At 70.3% G+C, this 23,870-nt stretch carries 21 protein-coding genes; 9 read left to right on the top strand and 12 right to left on the bottom strand.

Annotated elements, in window-relative coordinates:
* Window positions 1-86: 86 nt before the first annotated feature.
* Entirely contained in the window at window positions 87-1,523 is a 1,437-nt protein-coding gene (locus tag ACWPXE_RS04875; protein ID WP_454016909.1) for a sigma-54 interaction domain-containing protein, read from the bottom strand.
* Between the two features lie 203 nt (window positions 1,524-1,726).
* On the opposite strand from ACWPXE_RS04875, the gene ACWPXE_RS04870 reads away from it, so the two are divergent.
* The 4 genes from ACWPXE_RS04870 (at window position 1,727) to ACWPXE_RS04855 (ending at window position 4,707) form a co-directional block, all read left to right on the top strand.
* Entirely contained in the window at window positions 1,727-2,302 is a 576-nt protein-coding gene (locus ACWPXE_RS04870) for a sigma-70 family RNA polymerase sigma factor (RefSeq protein ID WP_454016908.1), read from the top strand.
* Window positions 2,299-2,952, top strand: a complete 654-nt coding sequence (locus ACWPXE_RS04865; protein ID WP_454016907.1) for a ChrR family anti-sigma-E factor — start codon at window positions 2,299-2,301, stop codon at window positions 2,950-2,952. Before ACWPXE_RS04870 ends, ACWPXE_RS04865 begins: the two co-directional genes overlap by 4 nt.
* Before the next feature lie 68 nt (window positions 2,953-3,020).
* Entirely contained in the window at window positions 3,021-4,220 is a 1,200-nt protein-coding gene (locus tag ACWPXE_RS04860) for a DNA polymerase IV (RefSeq protein WP_454016906.1), read from the top strand.
* 94 nt (window positions 4,221-4,314) lie between these two features.
* Window positions 4,315-4,707: a DUF4280 domain-containing protein gene (locus ACWPXE_RS04855; RefSeq protein ID WP_137104949.1), complete on the top strand. Its 393-nt coding sequence runs from the start codon at window positions 4,315-4,317 to the stop codon at window positions 4,705-4,707.
* Between the two features lie 168 nt (window positions 4,708-4,875).
* Here the strand turns inward: ACWPXE_RS04855 and ACWPXE_RS04850 are convergent, their stop codons facing one another.
* The 11 genes from ACWPXE_RS04850 to ACWPXE_RS04800 form a co-directional block, all read right to left on the bottom strand.
* On the bottom strand, window positions 4,876-5,553 hold the full coding sequence (locus ACWPXE_RS04850) for a toxin-antitoxin system YwqK family antitoxin (RefSeq protein WP_454016905.1): 678 nt from the start codon (window positions 5,551-5,553) through the stop codon (window positions 4,876-4,878).
* Between the two features lies 1 nt (window position 5,554).
* Complete coding sequence (locus tag ACWPXE_RS04845; RefSeq protein WP_454016904.1) at window positions 5,555-7,630, bottom strand: type VI secretion system Vgr family protein; 2,076 nt, start codon at window positions 7,628-7,630, stop codon at window positions 5,555-5,557.
* Window positions 7,631-7,646: 16 nt separating this feature from the next.
* Entirely contained in the window at window positions 7,647-10,262 is a 2,616-nt protein-coding gene (gene tssH, locus ACWPXE_RS04840) for a type VI secretion system ATPase TssH (RefSeq protein WP_454016903.1), read from the bottom strand.
* Between the two features lie 40 nt (window positions 10,263-10,302).
* On the bottom strand, window positions 10,303-11,478 hold the full coding sequence (gene tssG, locus ACWPXE_RS04835) for a type VI secretion system baseplate subunit TssG (protein WP_454016902.1): 1,176 nt from the start codon (window positions 11,476-11,478) through the stop codon (window positions 10,303-10,305).
* Window positions 11,475-13,271 carry a type VI secretion system baseplate subunit TssF gene (tssF, locus tag ACWPXE_RS04830; RefSeq protein ID WP_454016901.1) on the bottom strand — a complete coding sequence of 599 codons (1,797 nt, stop codon included), beginning with the start codon at window positions 13,269-13,271 and terminating at the stop codon, window positions 11,475-11,477. Before tssF ends, tssG begins: the two co-directional genes overlap by 4 nt.
* Window positions 13,272-13,285: 14 nt before the next feature.
* Window positions 13,286-13,759, bottom strand: a complete 474-nt coding sequence (tssE, locus tag ACWPXE_RS04825; RefSeq protein WP_454016900.1) for a type VI secretion system baseplate subunit TssE — start codon at window positions 13,757-13,759, stop codon at window positions 13,286-13,288.
* 143 nt (window positions 13,760-13,902) lie between these two features.
* Window positions 13,903-14,418, bottom strand: a complete 516-nt coding sequence (locus ACWPXE_RS04820) for an Hcp family type VI secretion system effector (RefSeq protein WP_052584407.1) — start codon at window positions 14,416-14,418, stop codon at window positions 13,903-13,905.
* A gap of 38 nt (window positions 14,419-14,456) precedes the next feature.
* On the bottom strand, window positions 14,457-15,926 hold the full coding sequence (gene tssC, locus ACWPXE_RS04815; RefSeq protein WP_454016899.1) for a type VI secretion system contractile sheath large subunit: 1,470 nt from the start codon (window positions 15,924-15,926) through the stop codon (window positions 14,457-14,459).
* Between the two features lie 49 nt (window positions 15,927-15,975).
* Window positions 15,976-16,512: a type VI secretion system contractile sheath small subunit gene (tssB, locus tag ACWPXE_RS04810; protein WP_094306710.1), complete on the bottom strand. Its 537-nt coding sequence runs from the start codon at window positions 16,510-16,512 to the stop codon at window positions 15,976-15,978.
* Window positions 16,513-16,680: 168 nt separating this feature from the next.
* Window positions 16,681-17,316: a hypothetical protein gene (locus ACWPXE_RS04805; protein ID WP_454016898.1), complete on the bottom strand. Its 636-nt coding sequence runs from the start codon at window positions 17,314-17,316 to the stop codon at window positions 16,681-16,683.
* 128 nt (window positions 17,317-17,444) lie between these two features.
* Window positions 17,445-17,759: a hypothetical protein gene (locus ACWPXE_RS04800; protein ID WP_040134766.1), complete on the bottom strand. Its 315-nt coding sequence runs from the start codon at window positions 17,757-17,759 to the stop codon at window positions 17,445-17,447.
* A gap of 169 nt (window positions 17,760-17,928) precedes the next feature.
* Here ACWPXE_RS04800 and ACWPXE_RS04795 point away from each other — a divergent pair, with 169 nt between their 5' ends.
* From ACWPXE_RS04795 to ACWPXE_RS04775, 5 genes are read left to right on the top strand one after another with little or no spacing between them, the layout of a single operon-like run.
* Window positions 17,929-18,681, top strand: coding sequence for a hypothetical protein (locus ACWPXE_RS04795; protein ID WP_454016897.1), 753 nt, complete (start codon window positions 17,929-17,931; stop codon window positions 18,679-18,681).
* On the top strand, window positions 18,678-20,621 hold the full coding sequence (locus ACWPXE_RS04790; RefSeq protein WP_454016896.1) for a hypothetical protein: 1,944 nt from the start codon (window positions 18,678-18,680) through the stop codon (window positions 20,619-20,621). The genes ACWPXE_RS04795 and ACWPXE_RS04790 overlap by 4 nt, the downstream gene beginning before the upstream one ends.
* Window positions 20,618-22,642, top strand: coding sequence for a PP2C family protein-serine/threonine phosphatase (locus tag ACWPXE_RS04785; RefSeq protein WP_454016895.1), 2,025 nt, complete (start codon window positions 20,618-20,620; stop codon window positions 22,640-22,642). Before ACWPXE_RS04790 ends, ACWPXE_RS04785 begins: the two co-directional genes overlap by 4 nt.
* A complete protein-coding gene (locus tag ACWPXE_RS04780; RefSeq protein WP_454016894.1) occupies window positions 22,639-23,238 on the top strand; it encodes a lytic transglycosylase domain-containing protein in 600 nt (199 codons plus the stop codon). The genes ACWPXE_RS04785 and ACWPXE_RS04780 overlap by 4 nt, the downstream gene beginning before the upstream one ends.
* Window positions 23,239-23,248: 10 nt before the next feature.
* Window positions 23,249-23,779 (top strand): SPOR domain-containing protein, encoded by a 531-nt coding sequence (locus ACWPXE_RS04775; protein WP_454016893.1) that lies wholly within the window; start codon window positions 23,249-23,251, stop codon window positions 23,777-23,779.
* The last annotated feature ends 91 nt before the right edge of the window (window positions 23,780-23,870 follow it).

Below are 23,870 nucleotides of genomic sequence, written 5' to 3'. Positions count from 1 at the left end.
CGGAAACGCAGCCTCGTTGCAGTGCGTTTCCGGCCTTGCGGCTGCCCCTCATCCCATACCCTTCTCCCCTGAGGGGAGAAGGGCTTCTACACCGTCCCCTGTGTGTCCTCCTTGATCCCCAGCGCCTGCATCCGCTCGTAGAGCGAGGCGCGCGAAATCCCCAGAAGCTTGGCGGCCTTCGCCTTCACCCCGCCGGTGCGCGACAGGGCGCCGACGATGGCCGCACGCTCCGTGTCCTTCAGCACGTCGCTCAAGGGACGGTCGCCACCCTCCGCCAGCCGCTCGCCCGAACCGGCGGGACCCGCCGCGCGCGGCAGGGCGCCGCGGATGTGCTCGGCGGTCAGGACCGCGTCGTCGGTCATGGCCGACACCCGTTCCAGCACGTTGCGCAACTCCCGCACATTGCCCGGCCAGTCGTAATCCTCCAGCACGGCGATCGCCCCGGCGGTCAGCTCCCGCGACGGGGCGGCGGTCGTGAAGGCCAACTCGTCGAGGATGCGGTCGGCGATGCTGCCGATGTCCTCCGTCCGGTCGCGCAACGGCGGCAGGGTGATCGGAACCACGTTCAAACGGTAATAGAGGTCGGCGCGGAACTGTCGCTCGCGGACCAGGGCGTCGAGGTCGCGGCTGGTCGCCGCGATGACGCGCAGATCGACGCGCACCACCTTGTTCGATCCAACCGCCTCGAACTCCCGCTCCTGCAGCACACGCAGCAGCTTGGCCTGGAGCGGCAGCGGCATGTCGCCGATCTCGTCGAGGAACAGGGTGCCGCCGTCGGCGAGCTGGAACTTGCCCTCGCGCATCTTGCGGTCGGCGCCGGTGTAGGCGCCGGGGGCGACGCCGAACAGCTCCGATTCCAGAAGGTTCTCCGGGATCGCCGCGACGTTCACCCCGACGAAAGGTGCGTTGGCGCGCGGGCTGGCGGCGTGGATGCCGTGGGCCAGCAGCTCCTTGCCGGTGCCGGTCTCGCCCAGCAGCAGGACGGTGCTGTCGAGCTGCGCGGCGCGGCGGGCCAAGCGCTTCACCTCGCGCATGGAATCGCTGTTGCCGATCATCTGCGACAGGGAATATTTCGCGCGCCGCTCCTGCGCCAGTTCCTGCCGGGCGCGGGTCAGCTCCTCCTGGAGCTTCTGGTACTTCGACATCAGCGGGCGCAGCCGGTCGGCCCGGTCGAACAGCGCGAAGCCGATGGCGCCGATCAGCGTCCCGTCCTCGTCGCGCAGCGGCAGGCGGGTGACCACGATGGTCCGCTCCTTGATGTCCATCAGGTCGAGCAGCATGGTCTGCCCGCTCTCCACCACATGGCGCATCTGGCTGTTGGGAATGACATCCTCCACCGGGCGGCCCAGCGCGTCCTCGGGGTTGCCGGAATAGCCCAGCAACTCCAGATAACGGTCGCCGATCCAGGCGATCCGCGCGTCCCGGTCGACGACGATCAGCCCGACGCAGGCGTCCGCCAGATGCTGGAACAGCGACTCCACGGCCCTGGCCCGCAGATGTTCGAAGTTCGGTTCGAGGCTCATGCCTTCTTCCTTCTTGATGAGGGGCTTGGTGGAGGGCGTCGCGGACCTAGCATCAAGTGGGGGCACCATACCAGGGAATCCAGTTGGGGGATGCCCCGCCCCTACGCACGACGCTGATCCTATGCCGAATTACGCCGTGTGCCGCGACACACGCTGTTGTATGGTGCGGCAAGACCGAGACCGACCGAAGACTTGTCCCTGGCATGCTGCCGAAGGCCGATTCGAACGACCCGACCATGCCGGACCACGAGCAATTGCTGCTTGCCGTCGCGCGCAACCGCGATTCCACCGCCTTCCGCGCGCTGTTCGACCATTTCGCGCCGCGCATCAAAGCCTACATGCGCCGGCTGGGCGCCGACAGCAGTGCTGCTGAGGAGCTGGTCCAGGACGTCATGATGGCGGTGTGGCTGCGGGCGGACCGCTTCGACCCGGCGCTGGCCAGCGCCTCCACCTGGATCTACACCATCGCTCGCAACCGCCGGATCGACCGCGTCCGGCAAGAGCGGCGGCCCGAGCTTCAGCCCGACGACCTGATGCAGGACGGGGGGGAGGAGCCCACGCCCGACCACCAGTTCGAAGCGGCCGAGACGGCCTTCCGTCTGCGCGCGGTGATCGGCAACCTGCCGCCGGAGCAGGCCGACGTGCTGCGGCTCGCCTATTACGAGGACAAGGTTCATGCGGAAATCTCCGCCGAACGCGGCATCCCGCTGGGAACCGTGAAGACCCGCTTGCGGCTGGCCCTCGTTCGCCTGCGCCGGGCTTTCGGGGAGGGGGCGTGACCGTGCCGGCCCATCATCCCGCCCCCGAACTGCTTCTCGACTACGCCGCTGGCAGCCTGCGCGAGGTGCAGTCGCTGCTGGTCGCCGCGCATCTCGCCTATTGCCCGGACTGCCGGGCGCAGGTCGCGGAGCTGGAAGCCTGCGGCGGCGTCCTGCTGGCGGATCTGCCGCCGGAGCCGGTGTCCGATTCGCTGTTCGGCACCCTGATGACCCGGCTCGACGCGACGGCCGCCGCGCCGGCGCCCGTTCCCACGCCGGCCGGAAAGAGCCTGTTTCCCGGCCCGCTGCGCCGCGCCATTGGGGCGGAGCCGGAGGCGCTGGAATGGGTGCGCATCGTTCCGGGCGTCCATCTGTCGGCCTGGGGCGTCAGCGCCGGAACCGCCTCGGCCTGCCTGCTGCGCATGGCGCCGGGGTCCCGGGTGCCGGCCCACCGCCACACCGACAGCGAGATGCTGCTGGTGATGAACGGCGGCTTCTCCGACGAGTTCGGGGCCTATCGGGTCGGCGACGTGGCGTCCTACGACACCGGCACGCCGCACCACGCCGTGGCCGACGCGGACGGGGAATGCCTGTGCCTGCTGGTGCAGGACCAGCCCCTGGTCTTTACCGGTCCGCTCGGCTGGCTGCTCAACCGGGGTTTCCGCTTCTGAGCGGAAAACTGGAACGGGACGGGAACATTCCTTTCCCGCCGCGGGCGCGCTGCTGCTAGACTGCGGCCATGGCTGTGTTCGACGATTGCAAGGTCCTGTGCCGTGACTGCGCGGCGGCCCTCCGCGGGAGCGAGCCGCGCTGCCCGAAATGCGGCGGCCGGCGGCTGGTCCGGCATGAGGAGCTGCACGGCCTCGCCATCGGCCACATCGACTGCGACGCCTTCTACGCCACGGTGGAGAAGCGTGACCGGCCCGAGCTGGTCAGCCGCCCGCTGATCATCGGCGGCGACCGGCGCGGGGTGGTGGCCGCCTGCTGCTACATCGCGCGGATGGCGGGGGTGCGCTCGGCCATGCCGATGTGGCAGGCGCTGGAGGCCTGCCCGGACGCCGTGGTGCTGCGGCCCGACATGGCGAAGTACAAGGCGGTGGGCCGGCAGGCTCGGGAGCTGATGCACGCCTTCACCCCGCTGGTCGAGCCGCTGTCCATCGACGAGGCCTTCCTCGACCTGTCGGGCGTGGCGGAACGGCTGAGCATCAGCCCGGCCCAGGCGCTGGCCGAGCTGGTCCGCCGCTTCGAGAACCAGCTGGGCATCACCGCCTCGGTCGGGCTCAGCTACAACAAGCTGTTCGCCAAGATCGCCTCCGACCTTGAAAAGCCGCGTGGCTTCTCGGTGATCGGGCGGGGGCAGGCGCTGGACTTCCTGGCGCCGAAGCCGGTGTCGATCCTGTGGGGGGTCGGGCCGGTGCTCCAGCGCAAGCTGCAGTCGGACGGCATCCGCACGGTCGGCGACCTGCGCGGCTGGTCGGAGATCGATCTGGTGCGCCGCCACGGCAAGATGGGCCGCCTGCTGCACCGCTTCGCCCGCGGCCAGGACGACCGGAGGGTGGAACCGGAGACGCCGAGCAAGAGCATCTCAGCCGAGACGACCTTCGACTGGGAGACCGCCGACAAGGCGGCACTGAAGGACGCGCTGCTGCCGCTGGCCGAGACGGTGGCGCGCCGCCTGTCCGCCGCGGGCTTGCGGGGGCGTAGCGTGGTGCTGAAGATGAAGACCGCCGATTTCCAGACGATCTCCCGCTCCCGCCGCGTCGATCCGCCCGCGCGGTCGGCGGGGCTGATTTGGCAGACCGGCTGCGAGATGCTGGATGCCGAGCCGGACGGGCGGTCGATCCGCCTGATCGGCGTCGGCTGCACCGACCTGCTCGACCCGGAGACCGAGGCGGAGCCGGGCCTGTTCGACGGCTTCGGCCCGTCTCCGCCGGGTTGAAGCGAATTCGGACCAATCCGGTCCAGGGACCGCTTGCCGCGGGACGGCGGAGGCGCCCACTCTTCGCCTGGGCGTTTCGGTATGGAGAGACGGGATGAGTCAGGCGGTGTGCGCGGGAGCCATGATGACCTGCAGCTTCGGGGCGGCGCCGTCCGCCCTGGTGGTGCTGCCGCTGAACCGGACGATGGCCGGCGGTCCGCCGATGGCGAACATCATGGACAACAAGCCGATTATGAACATTCCGCCCTTCGGCGTGTGCACCAGCCCGGCCAACCCGGTGGTCGCCTCGATGATTCCGGTGCCGCCGCCGGGTGTGATCAAGCCGCAGCCCTGCGTTCCCTGCACCGTCGCCCCCTGGGTGCCCGGCGCGCCCACGGTGATGGTCGGCAACATGCCAGCCCTGACCTCCACCAGCAAGTTGATGTGCAATTGGGGAGGGGTGATCCAGATTACGTTGCCAGGGCAGTTCACGGTGCAGACGCCGTGATCGACTCTTATTTGTGGCGGTTTAGCCCTCTCCCCTCTGGGGAGAGGGTGGCCCGAAGGGCCGGTGAGGGGGATGTGCGAGGCGGGACGTTCGGCAAAAGCGCAACCCCCTCACCCTAACCCTCTCCCCAGAGGGGAGAGGGGATTATGGCTGCCGGCCCAAGCCCTGTCACCCCGCCGGGGGCTGCAGCACGGCGATTTCCTTGCCGTCCTCCGAATAGGTCCGCAGCGGTTCGATCAGCAGGCCGCGGCGGTAGACGCCGTGCTGCATCAGCGCGCCGGAGGGGAAGAAACGGCGCAGCACCCCGTCCTGAAGCCCGTCCAGGAAGGCCGCGCGCTCGCTCACCGTGCCGTCGTCGTAATAGCCCAGGACGGGGCCGTGCAGGCGGTCGTTGGCGTAGCTCTCGCGCCGCATCGGACGGCCTTGCGGGCTGTGGAACAGCGCCTCGCCCTCGCGCTTGCCGTCGCAATACTGGAAGACGGCGGCCACCGTGCCGCTCTCGTGGAAGAAGACCGACGGACCGTTGAGAAGGCCGTCGCGGTAGGTCATGCGGCAGGTCGGGCGGGCGTTGGCGTAGAAGGTGGTCTGGCCGTGCTGCACGCCATCCGCATACTCCGCCACCTGGACCAGGGCGCCGCCGGGCGCGTAGTTGCGCACCTCACCGTGCAGCTTCCCGGCGCGCAGTCGGGCGCGGAGGATCGGGTGACCGTCTTCGCCGTAGGCGGTGTAGAGGCCATGAAACTGCTCGTCGCGCATCTCGCCGCTGCGCACGATGCGGCCCTGCTCGTCGCGCTCCTCCACGGGTTGGGGATCGGATACGGCTTCATCGGCTGTCTCACCGGCCATCTCAATTCACCTTCACCAGGGTGCCTTTGACGGTCATGATGGCGCCGGCGCTGACCTCGCCCATGGTTTGGGCCTTCAGCGTCGCGGACAGTCCCTCGGCGGTCAGGGCCATGCCGGCTTTCAGGTTCATGCCCATGCTCGCCTTCACGTCCATGCCCATGCCCGACTTGATCTCCATCGCCATGCCGGACTTCGCGTTGAAGGCGCTACCGGCGTCGAGCTTCATGTCCGTGCCGGACTTGACGGCGACCTCGCCGGAGGTGGCGGTCACCTTCACCGACTTGCCCTTGATGACCACGTCGCCGGTCACGTCGATGGTCAGGTTGCCCTTCACGGTCAGGGTGTAGTCGCCGTCGGCCTTGTGGATGAAGTCGGCCTTGTTGGTGTGGGTCTCGTTCCCCTTCACCGTCACGGCGCGTGTGCCCTTCGCGACCTCGTGCGTCTCGTTGCCGTCCGACACGGTGATGCTGTGATCGTTCTTCACGGTCAGCTTGCGGTCGTGCTGGATGTCGATGGTGCTGTCGTTCTCGACCGTCTCCACCTCGTCGTGTTTGACGAGGCGGGTCACGTCGTTCAACACCTCGACGTTCATGTCCTTCTGGGCGTGAACGAAAATCTCCTCGGCGTCGGCCTTGTCCTCGAAGCGGATCTCGTTGAATTTGCCGGTGCCGTTCTTCGAGGTCTGGGTCTTGATGGTGCTCTTGGTCGAATCGTCGGGCAGCGTGTAGGGCACGGTCTGCTCGGCGTTGTAGACGGAGCCGGTGACCAGCGGGCGGTCGGGATCGCCGTCGAGGAAGGTCACCACCACCTCCTGCCCGACGCGGGGGAAGAACATGATGCCGTAGTTCTTGCCCGCCCAGTTCTGCGCGACGCGGACCCAGCAGGAGCTTTTCTCGTCCTTCTTGCCCAGCCGGTCCCAGTGGAACTGCACCTTGATGCGCCCGTACTTGTCGAGCCAGATCTCCTCCCCGCTTTTGCCGACGACGATGGCGGTCTGGGTGGAGTGGATGCGCGGCTTCACCGCCGTGTCGAGCGGACGGAAGGGCAGGTCGGGCGGGAAGGCGGTGAAATGGGCGTTGAAATGGCCGCTCGCCCCGTCGATGCGCACGGAATACAGGACATACTCGGCGTTCAGGTCGCTCTTGCTGTGGCCGGACACGGTGATGCGCGTCCCGGCCTCCAGCGACCGGCATTCGCCGCTGCCGCGCACCCGGCGGCCGGGGAAGGCCAGGGCCTGCTGGCGCAGCTTGGCCATCGCCTCGCCATCCGACGAGGTGGTGTGGCGGCCCATGTAGTCGCTGACCGTGCCGAAGCCCGACGCGCCTTCGGCTGTCGCGTAGAGGTCGGTCGAGGGCGTCTCGAAATGGTAGCCGTCGATGCCGTAGCTCTTGGTCGTCACCCGCCGCTCGACGCTGAGCCCGTTCAGCACATGGTCTTCGTCGTCGTGCCCTTCGGTGGTGCGGTATTCGAAGGCGTCGAGCAGCGTGCTCTTGGCGAAGGCGTTGGCCCCGTCGCCCAGCACCAGCGTGTGCTTCCCGTCCTCATGCGCGAAGTAATAGAAGATGCCTTCCTCTTCGAGCAGACGGGCGACGAAGTTGTAGTCGGTCTCGCGGTACTGGACGCAATATTCGCGCTTGGCGTAGGTGCCGGTCAGTGATTTCTTGAGGTCGGTGTAGCCGGCGCCCTTGCAGACCTCCTCGACAATTTCCGGGACCGTCTTCTCCTGGAAGATGCGGCAGTCGCCGGAATGGGTCAGCATCCACAGCCAGGGGTGAAGCTCCGCCTCGTAATGGGCGACCTGGCCGCGGTCGTCGACGTGGGTCAGTTCGATCCGTCCGACGATGGCGTTGATGTAACGCACCGTCTCCTGATCGCCGAGCGTGATGGCGACGGTCACCGCCTTGCCGACGACGCGGTCGAAGGCGATGTCCTCGTCCGACGAGATCATGGTCACGCGGTAGGTGAACAGCGACGACAGCCGCTCCTCCCCCACGATGGTGCGCAACGCCAGCGCGTCCGCCCCCAGCGGGGTGGTGATGGACAGATACTGGCCGTCCTGGGAAAAGCGCTTTGCCATCCTCGCCGCTCCCCGGTCAGGCCGCCGTGCCGTCCACGCCGACGGTGAAGCGCCCGTCCGCGCCATGGTCCACGGTGATGCGGCCCACCGGCTGGCCGGCGGCGACGCGGTCGAGGATGCGGATCGCCACCTCCGGCACCACGAACTCCGACAGCAACGTGTCGATCATGCGCGCCCCGGCGTCGGAGTTCAGCGCCCGCAGAACCAGCGCCTCCACCGCCGCGTCGGTGACGGCCAGCTCGGCGCCGCGGTTGCCGGCGGTGCGGCGTTGCAGCTTGTCCAGCTTCATCGTCACGATGCGGCGGATCTGCGCTTCGCTCAGCGGGTAGTAGGGCACGACCGACAGGCGGCCGAGGAAGGCCGGGCGGAAGCGGCGGCGCAGCACGTCGGAAATGGCGGCCAGCCCCTCCTCGCGCGCCTCGCCGATGCGCCCGGCGTCGAGCGCCTCGCGGCCGAGCGCGAACAGCTCCGTGTCGCCTAGGTTGCTGGTCAGCAGGATCAGCGTGTTGCGGAAGTCCACCTCCACGCCCTCGCCGTCCTCCAGCACGCCCTTGTCGAAGACCTGATAGAACATGTCCAGCACGTCGGGGTGGGCCTTCTCCACCTCGTCCATCAGCACCACCGCGTGGGGGCGGCGGCGCACCGCCTCGGTCAGCACGCCGCCGCTGCCGTAGCCGACATAGCCCGGCGGGGCGCCGCGCAGCGTCGCCACCGCGTGGGCCTCCTGATACTCCGACATGTTGATGGTGATGAGGCTGTCCTCGCCGCCGTTCAGCAACTCGGCGAGGGCGAGGGCGGTTTCGGTCTTGCCGACGCCGCTGGGGCCGCTCAGCAGGAAGACGCCGATGGGGCGCTGCGGCTCGCCCAGACCGGCGCGGTAGCCGCGCACGGCCCGCGCGATGGCCTGGAGCGCCTGCGGCTGGCCGATGACGCGGGCGGCCATGCGGTCCTCCAGCGTGGCGACCACCTCCAGGTCGTCCTTGGACATCGAGCCGACCGGAATGCCGGTCCAGTTCGACACCACGGCGGCGACCACCGCGCCGTCCACCCGGTGCGGGACGAGCGGGCTGTCGCCCTGGATCGCTTTCAACTTTTCCGTGGCGGCGGCGGCCTCCACCGCGTGGCCGGCCTTCAAGGCGGCCTCCACCGCATCGACCAGATCGCGCTCGCGAGTCCAGCGCTCGTCCAGCGCGGCCTTCTCCAGGGCCAGCGCGCCGCGGCGTTGCGAAATCTGCGACAGGCGGGCGTGGTGGGCGGTGCCGGGTTCGGCCTCCAGCCGTTCCGCCTCGCGGGCCAGGATGGCGTCCTCGCGCTCCATCGCCTCGATGGCCTCGGGCTTGGAGCTGCGGGCGATGGCGACGCGGGCGCAGGCGGTGTCGAGCACGCTGATCGCCTTGTCGGGAAGCTGGCGGGCGGGGATGTAGCGGGCGGACAGGGCCACGGCGGCGGCGATGCCGTCGTCCAGCACGCTGACCCCGTGATGCTCCTCGAAGCGGCGGACGAGGCCGCGCAGCATCGCCGCCGCCGCCGTCTCGTCCGGCTCCGGCACCGAGACGGGCTGGAAGCGGCGGGCCAGCGCCGGGTCCTTCTCGAAATACTTCTTGTACTCGGCCCAGGTGGTGGCGGCGATGGTGCGGAACTCGCCGCGCGCCAGGGCGGGCTTCAGCAGGTTGGCGGCGTCGCCCTGGCCGGCGGCCCCGCCGGCGCCGATCAGCGCGTGCGCCTCGTCGATGAAGACGACCATCGGCACGGGGGAGGCCGAGACCTCCTTGATGATCGACTTCAGCCGGTTCTCGAACTCGCCCTTCACCCCGGCCCCGGCCTGGAGCAGCCCGAGGTCGAGCGTGCGGATGACCATGCCGCGCAGCGGCGGCGGCACGTCGCCCTCGGCGATGCGCAGGGCCAGCCCCTCGACAATGGCGGTCTTGCCGACGCCGGGGTCGCCGACCAGGATCGGGTTGTTCTGGCGGCGGCGCATCATGACGTCGATGACCTGCCGGATCTCGCGGTCGCGCCCGATCACCGGGTCGATCTTCCCGGCCTTGGCCTGGGCGGTCAGGTCCTGGCTGTACTGGTCGAGCATGGCCCGTCCGTCCGAGGCGGCGGAGACCGGAGCGGCGGCGGGAGAGGATTCGGGTGCCGCGGTGGACGGTCCGCCCGCCTTCAGGGCGCGGACCAGCTCCGGCAGGTCCGACGCGGTGCGCTCGCGCGGCAGGGCGAGCAGCGAGGGGGCGGACTCCGTGATCACCGCCCGCACGGAATCGCAGGCGACCGCGGCCCAGAGGATGGCCGGGAGAAGGATCTGCGGGCTGTCCAGATGGGTGACGGAGATCAGCAGCGCCGTCTCCAGCATCTCCGGCACGCGGGGGGAGAAGGCCGGGGTGCGGCTGTTGCCGCGGCGGATGCGGTCCAGCGCCGCGTCCAGTTCCGTTTCCAGCCGGCCCGCCTCGACGCCGTAATGGCGCAGGATGCCGGCGACGGTGGCGTCCTTCAGACGCAGCAGGGCCAGCAGCACATGCTCCGCCTCGACGTCGTAGTGGGTCTGCGAGACGCACAGCGCGGCGGAGCGTTCGAGAACCTTGCGCCCGTCGCGGTCGAGCTTTCCGATGAGGGACTTGATGTCGGCGGTCACGGGGCGGCTCCCTGGGATGACGTTGCGGGCGGGGCGGGGGTCAGGTGCTTTCGAAGTCCCCTCTCCCCTCTGGGGAGAGGGTTAGGGTGAGGGGGGCGCGTGGCGGTACGTCCGGCACAAGCGCAACCCCCTCACCGGCCCTCCGGGCCACCCTCTCCCCAGGGGAGAGAGGGTTATAGGGGGCGGGGTCGAGGGTCAGGCGCCCGTCCTTCAGGTTCGGGCGGCCCGGCGCCCGCAGCCAGGAGGTCCAGCCGAGGCGGCTGCCCCCCTCCGGCTTGGTGGACAGGCGCGTCGGCGGCACCTTAGTGGCCTCCAGCACCAGCACGATGCGGAAGTCCATGCCGTCCCCGGTGTGGAAGCGGGCGAGCGCGCAGAGCGTCTGGTGGTGCCGCCCGTCGGGCAGGAACTCGCGGAAGCGCTCCAGGCTGTCGAGCGTCAGTTCGATGGCATAGCAGCTCTGCTGGTCCCAGACGCGGCGGCCAAGCACGACCGTGCGGCCCAGGCTGTTGTTCCGCGCGCCGAAACCGCCTCCGATGCGGGTCCGGCTCTCGTCGTCCAGCGGCAGCCAGCGCCCGACGAAGCTCTCGACCCGCACCTTGACCCGGAAGACGGCGCCGAGGATCGCCTCCAATCCAGCCGACGAGCGGCGCCGGTTGGCGAGGATGCCGGAGAAGGCCAGCAGCATGCGGTCGGGCGTGTCGGGCAGGCGCTGCTCCAGGCCGGGCGTGCCGATGCCGGCCAGCGCGCGCAGCACGCGGGCCATCAGGGTGCGTTCCGGGTCGCGCTCCAGCAGGGGCAGGCTGCCCTGGCGGGTGCGGTAGAAGATCGACATCAGGCGGTGGTTGAAGATGTCGTAGAAGGCCGAGCCCGCCGTGTCGCGCCGGGCCGCCCGCTCGACGAGCAGTTCGGTGGCGACGTAGGGCAGGGGGCCGTTGATGCCCGCGACTCCCAGCACGGGGGAGCGCACCACGCCGCGCCCGTCCTCGGTCCGCCGCGCCTCGACGACGTCGCTGGCGGGGAAGACGAAGCTGGGATCGTGCTCGATGCGGACGGCCTCCTGCTCCGGGTCGATGCCGGTGCCGAGCGGCGCGTAGCCGGGAGCGGCGCGCTCCAGCAGGGCGATGGCCTGCAGCAGGTCGAAGCCCCAGGGCTCGGCCTCCAGCCGGTCGATCAGGGCGGGAGGTTGGCCCGAGGGGTGGAAAGGGCGGTCCGTCACAGGACCGGCTGGCTGCCGGCAAGGCGCGACCATGCCTTCCACACCCCTTCCCGTTGCACCGAACGCAGCCGAAGCTGGGCGAAGGCGTTGACGTTGATGTAGAGCCCGAGGAAGCGGCTGAGCACGCCGCCGAAAACCAGCGGGCTGGCCCCGACGAAGTTCCGCTCGTCCAGGGCCACCGTCACCTCCAGCCCGCGCACGAAGCCGCGCCAGGCGTCCTGCCCCATGCGGTGGAGCACCGGGCGGGAGGACAGGCCCTGCACACCGCGGATCTGGTGCTGGGCGGACGGGTCGTCGGGCGCGTGCAGCAGCAGAATGGATTGCAGAGCGCGCAGCCCCTCGGCGTCGCCGGTCAGGCTGAGATGGTTGACCGACAGGTGCGAGATCAGCTTCCAGGCCGAGGAGCCGCCCGCCGGGGCGGGGCGGCCGGGGGTCGGCTTGTGCAGGCAGCGGATGGTGGCGATGGGGGCGGATTCTTCGATCATCAGCGCGGCCCCCGCCGGGACCTGCTCGGCCAGCGCCCGGTTGGTGCAGAGCGTGCGCACCAGAAGCGTCTCGTCCGCCGGGTCGGTCGGCGTCAGGTCGAGGTGGTGCAGGCTGAGATGCAGGTCGGTGCCCGGCACGTCCTCGCGCTGGGTCGGCTCGCGGGCGGCCAGCCAGAAGCCGCGCGGCTCCGTCTCGGCCTCGGCGTGCTGGTGCGAGAAGAGGGGGACGTAGCGGTGGTGCATGCCGTCGCCGTCGCGCAGGCCGCTGACCTCCAGGATCGAATGGACCTCGGTGGTGCGCTCGCGCAGGGCGTCGGGGACGACGCGGTAGGCGGTGCGCCGGTGGTTCAGCCGGATCGGCTCCGCCGTGCGGTTGAACAGGTTGACGATCGGCGTGCAGCCGAGGACGAAGCTGTCCTTGCGCAGGGTCAGCCGGTTGGGAAGGGGGCGCGACACCGCGATCAGGATGTCCACGACCTCCCCCGACAGCCGGCCCCGGGGAAGCGGCAGGTCGTAGAAGTCGAACTTCTGCGGGAACTCGAAGTATTCCTGCAGCAGGCCGTAGGCCGGCTGGGCGTGCTTGGGGTGCGGCAGCACCGTCTCGTCCGGACCGAAGCCGACGGGGGCGATCAGGTTCTCGCCGCGCAGCCGCACCGGCGGCTTGCCGGGCTGGACGTAGGCGATCTCGATCACGCCGCACAGGAACAGCTCGTGCAGGGCGGAGGTGAGGATGGTCTCGCCGTCGATGAACAGACGCAGCTTGTCGATCGGCAGATTTTCGAAGGACTGGTTGCGCGTCTCCAACCTTAGCCGCAGCACCGACGCGGTGGCGGCGCCGTCGAGGAAGTCGTACCGGTCGGCCGGTTCCACCGCCGCGTCGGTCACCGCGACCGGCCACAGCGTCACGTCGTAGGCGGTGCGGAAGCGGCAGCGGATGTTGTCCTCGGCCACGGCGTGCAGTGGCGTCCCGCGCGGCACGCGGAAGCCGCCGGTCAAGCGCCCCTCGCCGGGCGTCGGCTCCATCCGCGCGATGCCCATGGCCGGGATCGGCGCGATCATCTGCGGGTGAAGGATGCCGAGCAGCGCCTCGGAGAAGCGCGGGAATTCGCGTTCCAGATTGAGTTGCAGGCGTCCCGACAGGAAGGCGAAGGACTCGATCAACCGCTCGACGTTCGGGTCGGCGGCCTGATCCGGCCCCAGCGCCAAGCGGCGAGCGATCTTGGGATAGCTGCGCGCGAAGGCTTCGCCCGCCCGACGGACGTAGAGAAGCTCGCGTTCGTAATGGTCGAGGAGGTCCTCGCGCCGCATCCTGGTGCGTCCTTTCAGCCGGACTGGCTTGGCTCGGTGGCGGCCGGGCCGCGCAGGCCCACGTCGAATTCCAGCCGTTCGGTGACGGTACCCGCCACGACTTCGCCGGAGATGCTGGTGACCATGGTGCCGCGCCCGCTTCCGGCGCTGACGGTCACCCGCGGGCGCTTCAGCCGCGGCTCGAAATCGATGATGGCTTGGCGCACCATCCGCTCCACCTGACGGCGGTCGGCGTCGGAGGCGGCGTCCAGATGCGTGATGTCGGAAATCCCATAGTCCAGCGCCGTTCCGCCGAGGTCGGGGCGGCGCGTGCCGGTGCTGCGGCTGTCGAGGATGCGGGCCACCTCGCGCCGGATCGACGCCTTGAGGTCGGGCATGGACAGCACCGTGGCCGAGGGCTCGTCGCCCGTCGGGTGGTCCGGTTCGAAGTCGATCAGCCGTTCGAACAGCAGCGACCGTCCACCGGTCATCGTCTTGGGCTGGGTCATCGCCGTGTCCGTTGGAGCTTCAGTTCCTTCTCCCCTCCGGGGAGAAGGTCAGGATGAGGGGGTTGCGCGTGTGCCGGACGTGCCGACATGCACAACCCCCTCACCCTTCCCTCTCCCCAGAGGGGAGAGGGTTATTTACCACCTCAGCTGTCGGAGACGGTGCCCTTCAGCAGGTTGAACTTCACGCCGCCACCGCCTTCGTGCTTCTGCTCCTCGGTGTAGCGCTTGTAGGTCCAGTAGATCTCGGTGGCGTTGATCTCGATGGTCTCGGTCGTGTCGCCCTCGTTGACGCTCAGGCTGTGCTTGGCGATCAGCGGGTTGGTCAGCTCGATCGTCAGGAACTCGCCCCACTGGTGGCTGTCGCCGATCGGCTTCAGGCAGTGGATGGTCCACTGCTTCTTCGCCGTGTCGGAGTTGGCCGAGCGCAGCAGCAGCGAGATCAGCTTGGGCGAGGCCCGGTCCCACTTGCGCTCAAGCGTGATGTTCTCGACCTTCGGGGTGTGGACCGTACGGCGGGCGTTGGTCGACACTTCCATTTCGACGGTCATGTCCTGCGACAGGGATTCGCACAGGATCATGTCCTTGAACACCACGCCCCCGGCGATCTCCACCGCGGACTCCCCCTGGACGTTGGGGATATCGAGAATGATCATAGACATGCGGATTTACTCCGGACGATGCGTTCGGGGGGAGGGGATCAGGCTTCCGGCGCCGGCAGTTCGGCGACCATGCGGATGGAGGCCGACAGCTCTTCGAGCTGGAAATGCGGACGCAGGAAGATGTTGGCGCGGTAGACGCCCGGACGGCCCGGCACGTCGTAGACGTCGATGCGGGCCTCGCGCAGCGGGAAACGGGCCTTCGTGCCCTGCGACGCCTCGTCGTCCAGCAGGACGTAGTTGGCGATCCAGGTGTTCAGGTGGTCCGTGATGTTGTTGCGCGTCAGGAAGGCGCCGATCTTGTCGCGCAGCATCACCTTCAGGTAATGGGCGAAGCGCGACGACACGAGCATGTACGGCAGCATCGCGGAGATGCGGGCGTTCGCGTTGGCCTCGTCGGTGTTGTAGACCTTCGGCTTGTTCGTGGTCTGGCCGCTGAAGAACGCTGCGTAATCCGTGTTCTTGCAGTGGACCAGCGAGATGAAGCCGAGGTCGTTCAGCTCCTTCTCGCGGCGATCGGTGATGGCGATCTCCGTCGGGCACTTCAGGGCGACGTCGCCCTCGTCGGTCTTGAAGGTGTGGCTGGGCAGACCCTCGACCTTGCCGCCGCCTTCGACGCCGCGGATGGCCGCGGTCCAGCCGTGCTTGGCGAAGCTGTCGGTGATGCGCGCGGCCAGCGCCCAGGAGGCGTTGCCCCACAGGTACTTGGAATGATCGCGGCCGTCGGTGTCCTCGACGAAATTCATGCCTTCGACCGGAACGGTGTTCGGGCCGTAGGGCAGGCGCATCAGGACGTGCGGCATGGTCAGCGAGACGTAGCGGGAGTCCTCCGACGAACGGAAGGACCGCCACTTCACCATCTCGGCCGTCTCGAAGATCTTCGACAGGTCGCGCGGGGCGCCCAGCTCGCCGAAGTTCTCCATGTCGAACATCGCCGGCGATACGGCGCTGATGAACGGCGCGTGGGCGGCGGCGGCGAGGTTCGACATCTTCTCCAGCAGGGAGATGTCCTGCGGATGGCGACCGAACTCGTAGTCGCCGACCAGCATGCTGTAGGGCGTGCCGCCCAGCGTGCCGTACTCGGCCTCGTAGACCATCTTGAACATGGCGCTCTGGTCGAACTCGACCGCGCTGTCCAGGTCCTTCTGGAGGTCCTTGCGCGAGACGTTGAGGACGCGCAGCTTCAGCGTCGTCGAGGTCTCGGTGTTCATGACGAGGTAGTTGAGGCCGCGCCACGTGCCTTCCAGCTTCTGGAAGTCGGGGTGGTGCATGACCTCGTTCAGCTGGTCGCTGATCAGCTCGTCGATCTGCGCGATGCGCTGGTTGATCGCCTCGACCACGTCGATGGCGGAGGCGTCGCCGGTCTCGGCGAGGACCTGGTCGACGAATTCGGTCAGAAGGTCGCGGGCGTAGGGCCGTTGGCCCTCCTCGCGCGCCATCTTGCCTTCGACCATCATGCGGTCGAGCAGGGACAGATTGGCGGCGCTCTCAACGGACGTTTCCGTGCTCACCTGTTCGCTCCGTGAAGGGGGTTCTGATTGGGCTTGACGGGACGGGGAATCAGGCGGGCTCGCCCGCGGGCTCGCCGGCCGGGGTGCCGGCCACCGGGCCGAGGAGCTTCTTCAGCTCGTCCTGCTGTTCGGTGCTGGTGATGACGTCGTTCAGCAGGCCGTTCAACTCGTCGTTGCCGTCCAGCTTGGCCAGCAGGTCCGACAGCTTCTGGCGGGCTTCGAACAGGCGGCTCAGCGTCGGCACCTGCTTCAGCACCTCGACCGGCTGGAAATCGTCCATGTGGCGCATGTTCAGCAGGATGTTCAGCTTGCCGCCGTCCTCCTGCAGTTTGTTGTCCACTTGGAAGGCGAGGCGCGGTCCGACGGAGGCCATCACGTCGTTGAAGTTGTCGCGGTCGATCTCGACGAACTTGCGCTCCTTCAGCTTGGGAAGGGGCTTCTCCGGCTTGCCGCTGAGATCGGCCAGGATGCCGACCAGGAAGGGCAGCTCCTTCATCTCCTGGGCGCCACCGGTGTGGACCTCGTAGGTGAGCTTCACCCGCGGCGGGCGGACGCGCTCCAACTTCTTCTGACTGCTCTCGCTCATATCTGACGACCTCATAGGGTTGTGCGCGTCGCGCGCCGGCTGTCGAGCTTCGCCATCATTCGAAAGGCACCCCTGCGGAGGCCAGCCGAGATGGACCCCAATTGGACGACATCGCCCCGGAACACCTCCGTTTCGGAGGGAATGTCCGGCGTACGAAGCATCGCCCGCTCAGCTTCGAAGGTGCTGCAAGAGGAAGTTGCGGGCCTCCAATAGTTGACTCATCCGCTCGGCGCTGGAGAGCAGGCCGGTGTCGGGATGGAAGATCGGGGCCAGCGTGCGGAAGCGGCTGTTCACCACCTGCGGGTCCAGCCCCCATTCGTGAGTGAAGCCGAGCACATAGGTGGCCTGCCAGGGCTTGCGGATCGGCTGACGCAGCGGGCGGAAGGCCAGCGTTTCCAGCGCCGCCGTCAGCTGCTCCAGCCGCAGGCGGCAGCGGCTCATCTCGCTCTCCACGGCGTTCAGCTCGCCCGCGGTGATGAGATGCGCGCCGTCGTCGTTGCCGATGGTGGCGGCGACCCAGGCGGCTTTGCGCACGGTCGCCGCGTCCAGTGGGGTGGGGTGGCGCACGCGCAGCTTCGGCACCACCCGCACGCGGCGGGTGCCGCCGCTCTTCAGCGTCACGGTGCGGTGGGAGACGTCCACCGGCTCGGGGCTGCCGGGATCGGGCAGATGGGTCAGCGCCTCCGGCCCGACCAGCGTCAGGCAGGAGCGGATCAGGGCGGGCACCGTCATGCCGCGCGCCGCCGCCGCGGAGTCCACGGCGGCGTAAAGGGCATGCTGACAGGGTGCTGTGATGGTGGGCAAAGGGCCTCCGGGTACGCACGGCGGTAGTGCCCCGCAAGGTGTGCGATGGCGGGCCGTCGCGGAACGCCTTGTTGGTCCACTCCCGGAGTCACGCCGCCGGAACTGCGTCCGTTGCGGAGCGAAGGCGGTCAGTCGCCTTTGCCGCCGCGGAATTCCTCCATCACGGCGCGGATGCCGGTTTCCAGGGCCCGGACGCGGCGGCGCTGCCGCTCCTCCCGCCGCGTGGCCTCCTGCGCCTCGCCGCGCAGGCGGTCCACCTCCTCGACCAGCGAGGGGGCGACGGTGCCGCGGTCGGTGTAGAACAGCCCGACCTGGATGACCTCGTAGAGGGAGGTCCCAGCGGGCATCAGCCGCTCCAGCGCGGAGAGGGCGGCCAGCCGCTCGCCGGGGGAGTCGCTGCGCAGCCGGGCGAGGATCGCGTGCAGGCGGGCATCCCGGTTCATGATGGCCGTTTCATGATGGAGCGCGTCCTTTCTGGTTGGCCGGTCTGGTTCGCCGGGGGAGTATCGCAGGGGCCGGGGAGCGGCAAAAGCAGATCAGACCAAGTTGGGCCAATCTGAACGGGATGCCCCCGTGGAAAGCCGCTATAGCCGGACCCTTGGGAGGCTGGCCATGCTCTACGGTTTCGGGCGTCTGGCGCTTGTTTTGTGGCTGTGCGCCGTGGGCGGGCAGGCGTTCACGCTGTTTGCCTTTCACAACGCGGTGGCGGAGGCGCACACGGCGGAAATCGCCGCGCGCGCCTCGGCGCTGGCCAGCCGCGTGGCGGCCAGCGCGGCGGAGCGCGCCGCCATCGGCTTTCCGCTCGCCGACCAGAACGACCTGCAAAGGCTGATCGAGGTGGCCTCCACCGGCGGCGGGGGCGTGCGGCTCTATGTGGTGGACCCGCGCGGGACCGTGCTGTTCGCCACCGCCCAGGCGGCGGGGACGCCGGTGCCGGCCTCCTGGATGGGCGGCGCCGCGGGGGTGCCAGCGGAGCCGTGGGATCTCGCGGATCGCGATGGCGTGCTGGTGGGCGTGCCGGTAGCTGATGCCCTGGGCAAGCCCGCCGGCGCCGTGCTGGGCCTCGCCCCGCAGCAGGACGCGCGGGTGGAGGTTCTGGCCGCGCTGCGCGAGACGGCGACGGTCACCGCCGTCTTCCTGGCGGCCATCGGGATTCTCGCTGTTCTGGGCACCCGGCTGCTGCTGTCCGGCGTCTGCCAGTCCGTTCTGGCGCGGACGGCCTTTTATGCCGCCGAGGCGCGGCAGCTTCAGGCCGATGCGTCCGCCGCCGTGGCGGTTGGCGATCCGGCGCTGTCCGCCGTCCTGGCCGGGCTGCGCGCGGCGGAGGCCGAGGCCGCCCGCATCGACGGGGAGGTGCTGCGATGACCCGCCCGGCGACACCGTTCCTCAATCGAGGGATGTTGCGGCGGTTCATCCCGCTGATGGCGGTGGTGGTCGTCGTGCCCTGGCTCGCCACGCTGGCAGCGGCGCTGATCGCCGCGGCGGGGCTGGCCGACCGGGGAACCGCCTCCCGCGCCGAGATCGTCGGGACGGGCATCGCCCATGACCTGGAGAAGGCGCTGGCGCTCGGCCTGCCGCTCGACCGCATGGCCGGGATGGACGATTATCTCGGCGAGGCCGGCGCAGTGTTTCCGGAGATCAAGCTGATCCTGGTGGTGGACGGTGCCGGACGTCCGCTGTTCCAGAAGTCCGACGCGGCGCGCCCCGACCTGTCGGTCCGGCTGGTGCCGGCGGAGACCGATTGGTCCGCGCTGGGTCTGGTCCTGCAACGCTTTCCCATCCGGCAGGGCGCCGCCACCGCGGGGGAGGTTCTGCTGGGCCGCAGCGCCGTGGCGCAGCCGGCCAACGCGCTGCGCATCCTGATCGACTTCGCGGTGGCGCTGAGCATCGCGCTGGCGCTCGGCGGGCTGGCGCTGCGCACCATGCTGAACGCCCAGGTGACGGCGCCGCTGCGGCTGGCGGCCTCGCTGGAGGCCAACCTCGCGCGCTCAGCCTATGACCTCATTGCCCCGCCGGTGGAGCAGAGCCTGATCGGCACCCTGCTGGCCGAGATGAACCGGGTGGTGACCGGCGTGAACGACCGCTTCGCCCGTCTGCGCAGCTATCTGGCCGAGGTGCGCGATCTCAGCTTCAACAAGGATGCTGCGGCGGAGGTGGCGCCGCTGATCGAGCGGATCGAGCGGCTGGGCCGCTTCTCGCCCGACCGGCTGACCGCGCTGGCGCCGCCGGACGCCGGGTCGTTGCCCTACGCCACCGCCTTCTGCGCCGGTGTGGGGGTGGCCGTGGCCACGGCCATGGCGGCGCGGCACCTGCCGCCGGGCGTGGCGCTCGGCGGGGTGGTTCTGGGCATGGCCGCGGCGGTTCCGCTCGCACTGGCGCTCGGCCGCCGCGCGCCCATCGGGGGGGCGCTGGCGCTGGGCGGCTGGGCGCTGCTGAATGGGCTGGGCGACGGGGCGACGGTGTGGCTGACCGGCGCGCTGCTGGGCGGGCTGGCTGCGGCGTTTCCCTTCCAGGCGGTGCGTCCCGCTACGGAGAGCCTGCGCGCCGGACCGCCTGTGTCCGCCGCAGGCGGTCTGGTCGCTGGAACCGGGCTATCGGTTCTGTGCCTCGGTGGCGGTGTGCCGGGTGTCCTCATGGCCGGCGCCGTGCTGTCCGGGATGGCCGGTCTGCTGGCCGCCGTCCGGCTGGAGCGGCGGGCCGGCCTGACCCATCCGCGTGTGACCCTCCGTGCTCTTCTGGCGGTGGACCGCTGGTGGGCGGACGGTGCGCTGCGTCCGAAGGGCTGGGGGCTGTGGCTGGTCACCGCGCTTGGCCTGGCGGCGCTGAGCCGGGCCGACGGCGGAGGAGCGATGGACGCCCGACGGGTCGCGGAACTCTTCTGGCTGCACGCAACCCCGGCCTGGCTGGCCGCCGCGCTGGTCGCGGCCCTGGTTCCACGGGGCGGAGCGGCATTGCTGAGTTTGGGTGGAACGGCGGTGGCCGGGCTCCTTCTGGCGCTCGGCCCGGTGGAGCCGGGAACCGCCGTCGCGCTGGGCGCCGCCGCGGCTCTCGGCGCCGGGCATGCGGGATTCGCGGCGTCGGGGAACTGGGGGGGGCTGACCGCGGTCCGCGCCGCGTTGACTCTGGCCGGAACGCTCGGCGTGCTGTGGCTGTCCGGCGGGAGCAACACGGTGGTGGCCACCGGAACGCTGCCCTCCCTCGCCCTGCTCGCGGGGATCGCCGCGCTGCCGCCGCTGGTGCTGGCGCTGTGGCGCCACGCCACGCCACGCCGGCGCGTTCCGGTCGAAGGGGAGGCCGCGCGATGACCGGTCTTCGCCAGCGCATGACGGTGGCCGCCGCCGCGGTGGTCCTCGCCGTGCTCGTCACCACCGCGGTCTTCGCCCTGCTGCGCATCGAGAGTGGGGCCACCCGCCACGCCGAGGACGAGGGGCGGATGACCCTGCGGCTGTGGGAAGGGCTGCTCGACCAGTCTGCCGCCGCCGCTCGGGTGGCAGTGGGCGATCCCCGCCTCACCGATGCCCTGGAGCGCGGCAACGCCGCGGCGGCGGCAGAGCGGCTCGGCGCGCTGGGCTACACCGCGGCAACGGTGGTCAACGGCGCGGGGCAGACCCTGCTCTCCGTCCCGGCCGACCAGCCGATCCGCCTTCTCGACGAGCGGCGCATCGGGCAGGTGCTGGCCCGCAACGACACTCAGGACGGCTTGGTGCTGACCGGCGGCGCCGCGCAGCTTCTGCTCGCCCGCCCCCTCGGCGCGCAGCGGCCGGCCGACCGGGCTCTGATCGCCATCCGCCCGCTGACCGGCAGCCTGGAGGCGCTGGCCGGCGTCCTCGGCGGCTCCGCCTTCCTGGTCGGCAGCGACGGCACATTGTACGGCCATGCCGGGCCGCTGGCCTGGGCTGACGTGCGTCCCGCCGCGGAGCGCGGCGAGGAGGTGCAGGCGACCATCGGCGCCCGCGGCTACGGCGTGCGCAAGCTGCGCCTGCCCAAGGTGGCCGGCACGGAGGGGGACGGCACGCTGTACCTCGTCACCGTGCGCGAGACCACGCTGGCCACCATGGCCGACAGCCTGCTCGACAGCTCCGCCCTTCTCGTCGTGCTGATAGTGCTGGTGGCGGGGACGCTGGGGCTGGACTGGTACTTCCGGCGCGTCTTCACGCCGGTCTACGCCTCAATGTCCGCTTTGTCGGCTCTGGCGGCGGGCGACACCGGCGTCGCCGTGCTGGGGGCGGAGCGCACGGACGAAGCCGGGCAACTCGCCCGCACCGTCGAGGTCTTCCGCAGCCGCAGCCGCGCGTTGCGCGACGCCGAGGAGCGGCGCGCCCGTCACTGGCTGCGTCAGCAGTCCTTCATCCGCCGCCAGATGCTGCGCCTGTCCGAAACCCTGCCGGAGCAGGGGCGGCGGGAACTCCTCGCCGACCTCGCCCGCATCGAGGCGGCGTCGGAGGGCCGGACGCCCTGCGCGCGCACCGACGACCCCGGCGCGCTCGCCGTCGCCTTCGAGGTGATGGCGGAACGCGTGCGCGACCAGCACACCGCGCTCGACGGCATGGTCCGCCAGCTTCAGTCGGCGTTGGACACCCGGACCGAGCTTGTGGAGCTGCAGAAGCAGTTCGAGATCGCCCGGCGCATGCAGGCGGCCATCCTGCCGCCCGACCTGACCACGGCGCCCGACCTGGAAGCGTCGGGCCTGATGCGTCCGGCGGCGGAATTCGACGGCAGCTTCTACGATTTCTTCCTGACGGCGGACGGGTCGCTGGCGGTCCTGATCGGGCAGGTGTCGGGCGGCGGTCTGGCGGCGGGCTTCATGACGGTGACGGCGCGCGCCGCGCTGCGGACGCTGGCGGCGGCCGGGCTCGGGCCGGCAGCCTGCCTGACCGGCGCCAACCGGCTGCTGGCGGCGGACAACGCCGCGGGCCTGTCGATCGGCCTCGCCATGGGCATCGTGTCGCCGCGCTCGCGCCGGCTGGTCTTCGCCGCCGCGGGCGTGCCGGAGCCCTTCCTGCTGCGGCGCTTCGGCGATGTGGTGGACCTGCCGGTGGCGGCCAACCCACCGCTCGGCCTCGATCCCGCGATGACGGCGGTGGAAACCGCGCTCGACCTGCCGGTGCCCTCGACGCTGGTGCTGTGCAACGGCGGGCTGCTGGACGGCGAGAACCGCTTCGGCGTCGCCTTCGGGCGGACGCGGCTGACCGGCATCCTCGGCAACCTCGACGACCTGTCCGCCGCCAGCGTCACCGCGGCGGTGTCCGCCGGGCTGGCCGAGCATGGCGGCGGCGCCGCGATGGCGGTGGACCGGCTGTGCGTCGCCCTGCGGGTGCGGGCATGAGGACGCGCAACGTCCTGGCCGGCGCGCTCGCTCTGATGGGCGCCTTGCTCGCCGGGCCGGCGGCGGCGGAGCTGGCCCCGGCGTCCGACGGGGGACCGGCGCTGTTCCAATGCAGCCGCTACCTGCGCAACGGGGAGGCGCTTTACGGCATCCCGCCGGGCATCCTGCACGCCATGAGCGTCGTGGAATCCGGGCGGGCCGGGATGCCCTGGCCCTGGGCGCTGAACGTCTCCGGCCGCCCGCACTATCCGGCGACGCGGCGTGAGGCGCTGCGGCTGATGCAGGACGGCGAGGGCGGCCTGCGCGGCGACGTGGCAGTCGGCTGCATGCAGATCCACACGCGCTGGCACGCCGGGTCCTTCGCGGGGGGCGAGGACATGCTGGACCCCGCGGTCAACGTCGCCTACGCCGCCCGCTTCCTGCGGGAGCTGTACGACCGCCACGGCTCCTGGACGGAGGCGGTGCGCCGCTACCACGCCAGCGACCCGACGGCGCAGGACACCTACCTCTGCCTCGTGCTCGACCGGCGGGTGCGGCTCGGCTACCAGCGCGAGACGGCGGAGATGCGCCGGCTGTGCGGCGGCCCGGAATCGTGAGCGCGGAGCCATGAAGAAACTCCTGATCGGCGTGCTGGCGCTGCTCCTCCTTCTGGTGGCCTTCGCGGGCGGCTATTTCCTGGCCGGAGGATCCTTGCCGGGTACGGCGGAGGAGACGGCGCCCGCAGAGGCGAACGCCGCGCCCGCTTCGCCGACCGCAGCACCGCCGACCGCAGCACCGCCGGACGCGGCGAAGACGGAGCCGGAGAAGGCTGCGCCGGCCGCGGTCCCGGTCCGCCCCGTTGCCGCCGTGAAGGCGGCGACGGCGCGCTTCTCCATCGAACTCGGCGTCTTCCGCTCCGCCGGGAACGCCCAGGACTTCGCGGCGGCGCTGGTCGAGCGGGGCCTTCCGGTGGAAATCGTCGAAACCATGGACGCCGCCGGCGGGCAGTGGCACCGCGTGCGCGCGGGCGCCTTCGCCGACCGCTGGCAGGCCGAGGCGCGCCGCCCATCCTTCGAGCGGACCGCCGGGATCGGCGGCGTGGTGGTCGAGGAGCCGCTTCCCGCCGCCCAACCCGCGAAGGCCGGCGGCGGCGAATGATCCAGTTCGGACCAACGGGATAACCCACCGGATTTGCGGGCTTCTCCGCAGGACGGGACGGGCCTCCGGTCCATCGCCGCGAAACCTCCGC

The organism is Azospirillum sp. Marseille-Q6669, from assembly GCF_965111635.1.
This window is presented reverse-complemented; position numbering and strand designations above follow the sequence as displayed.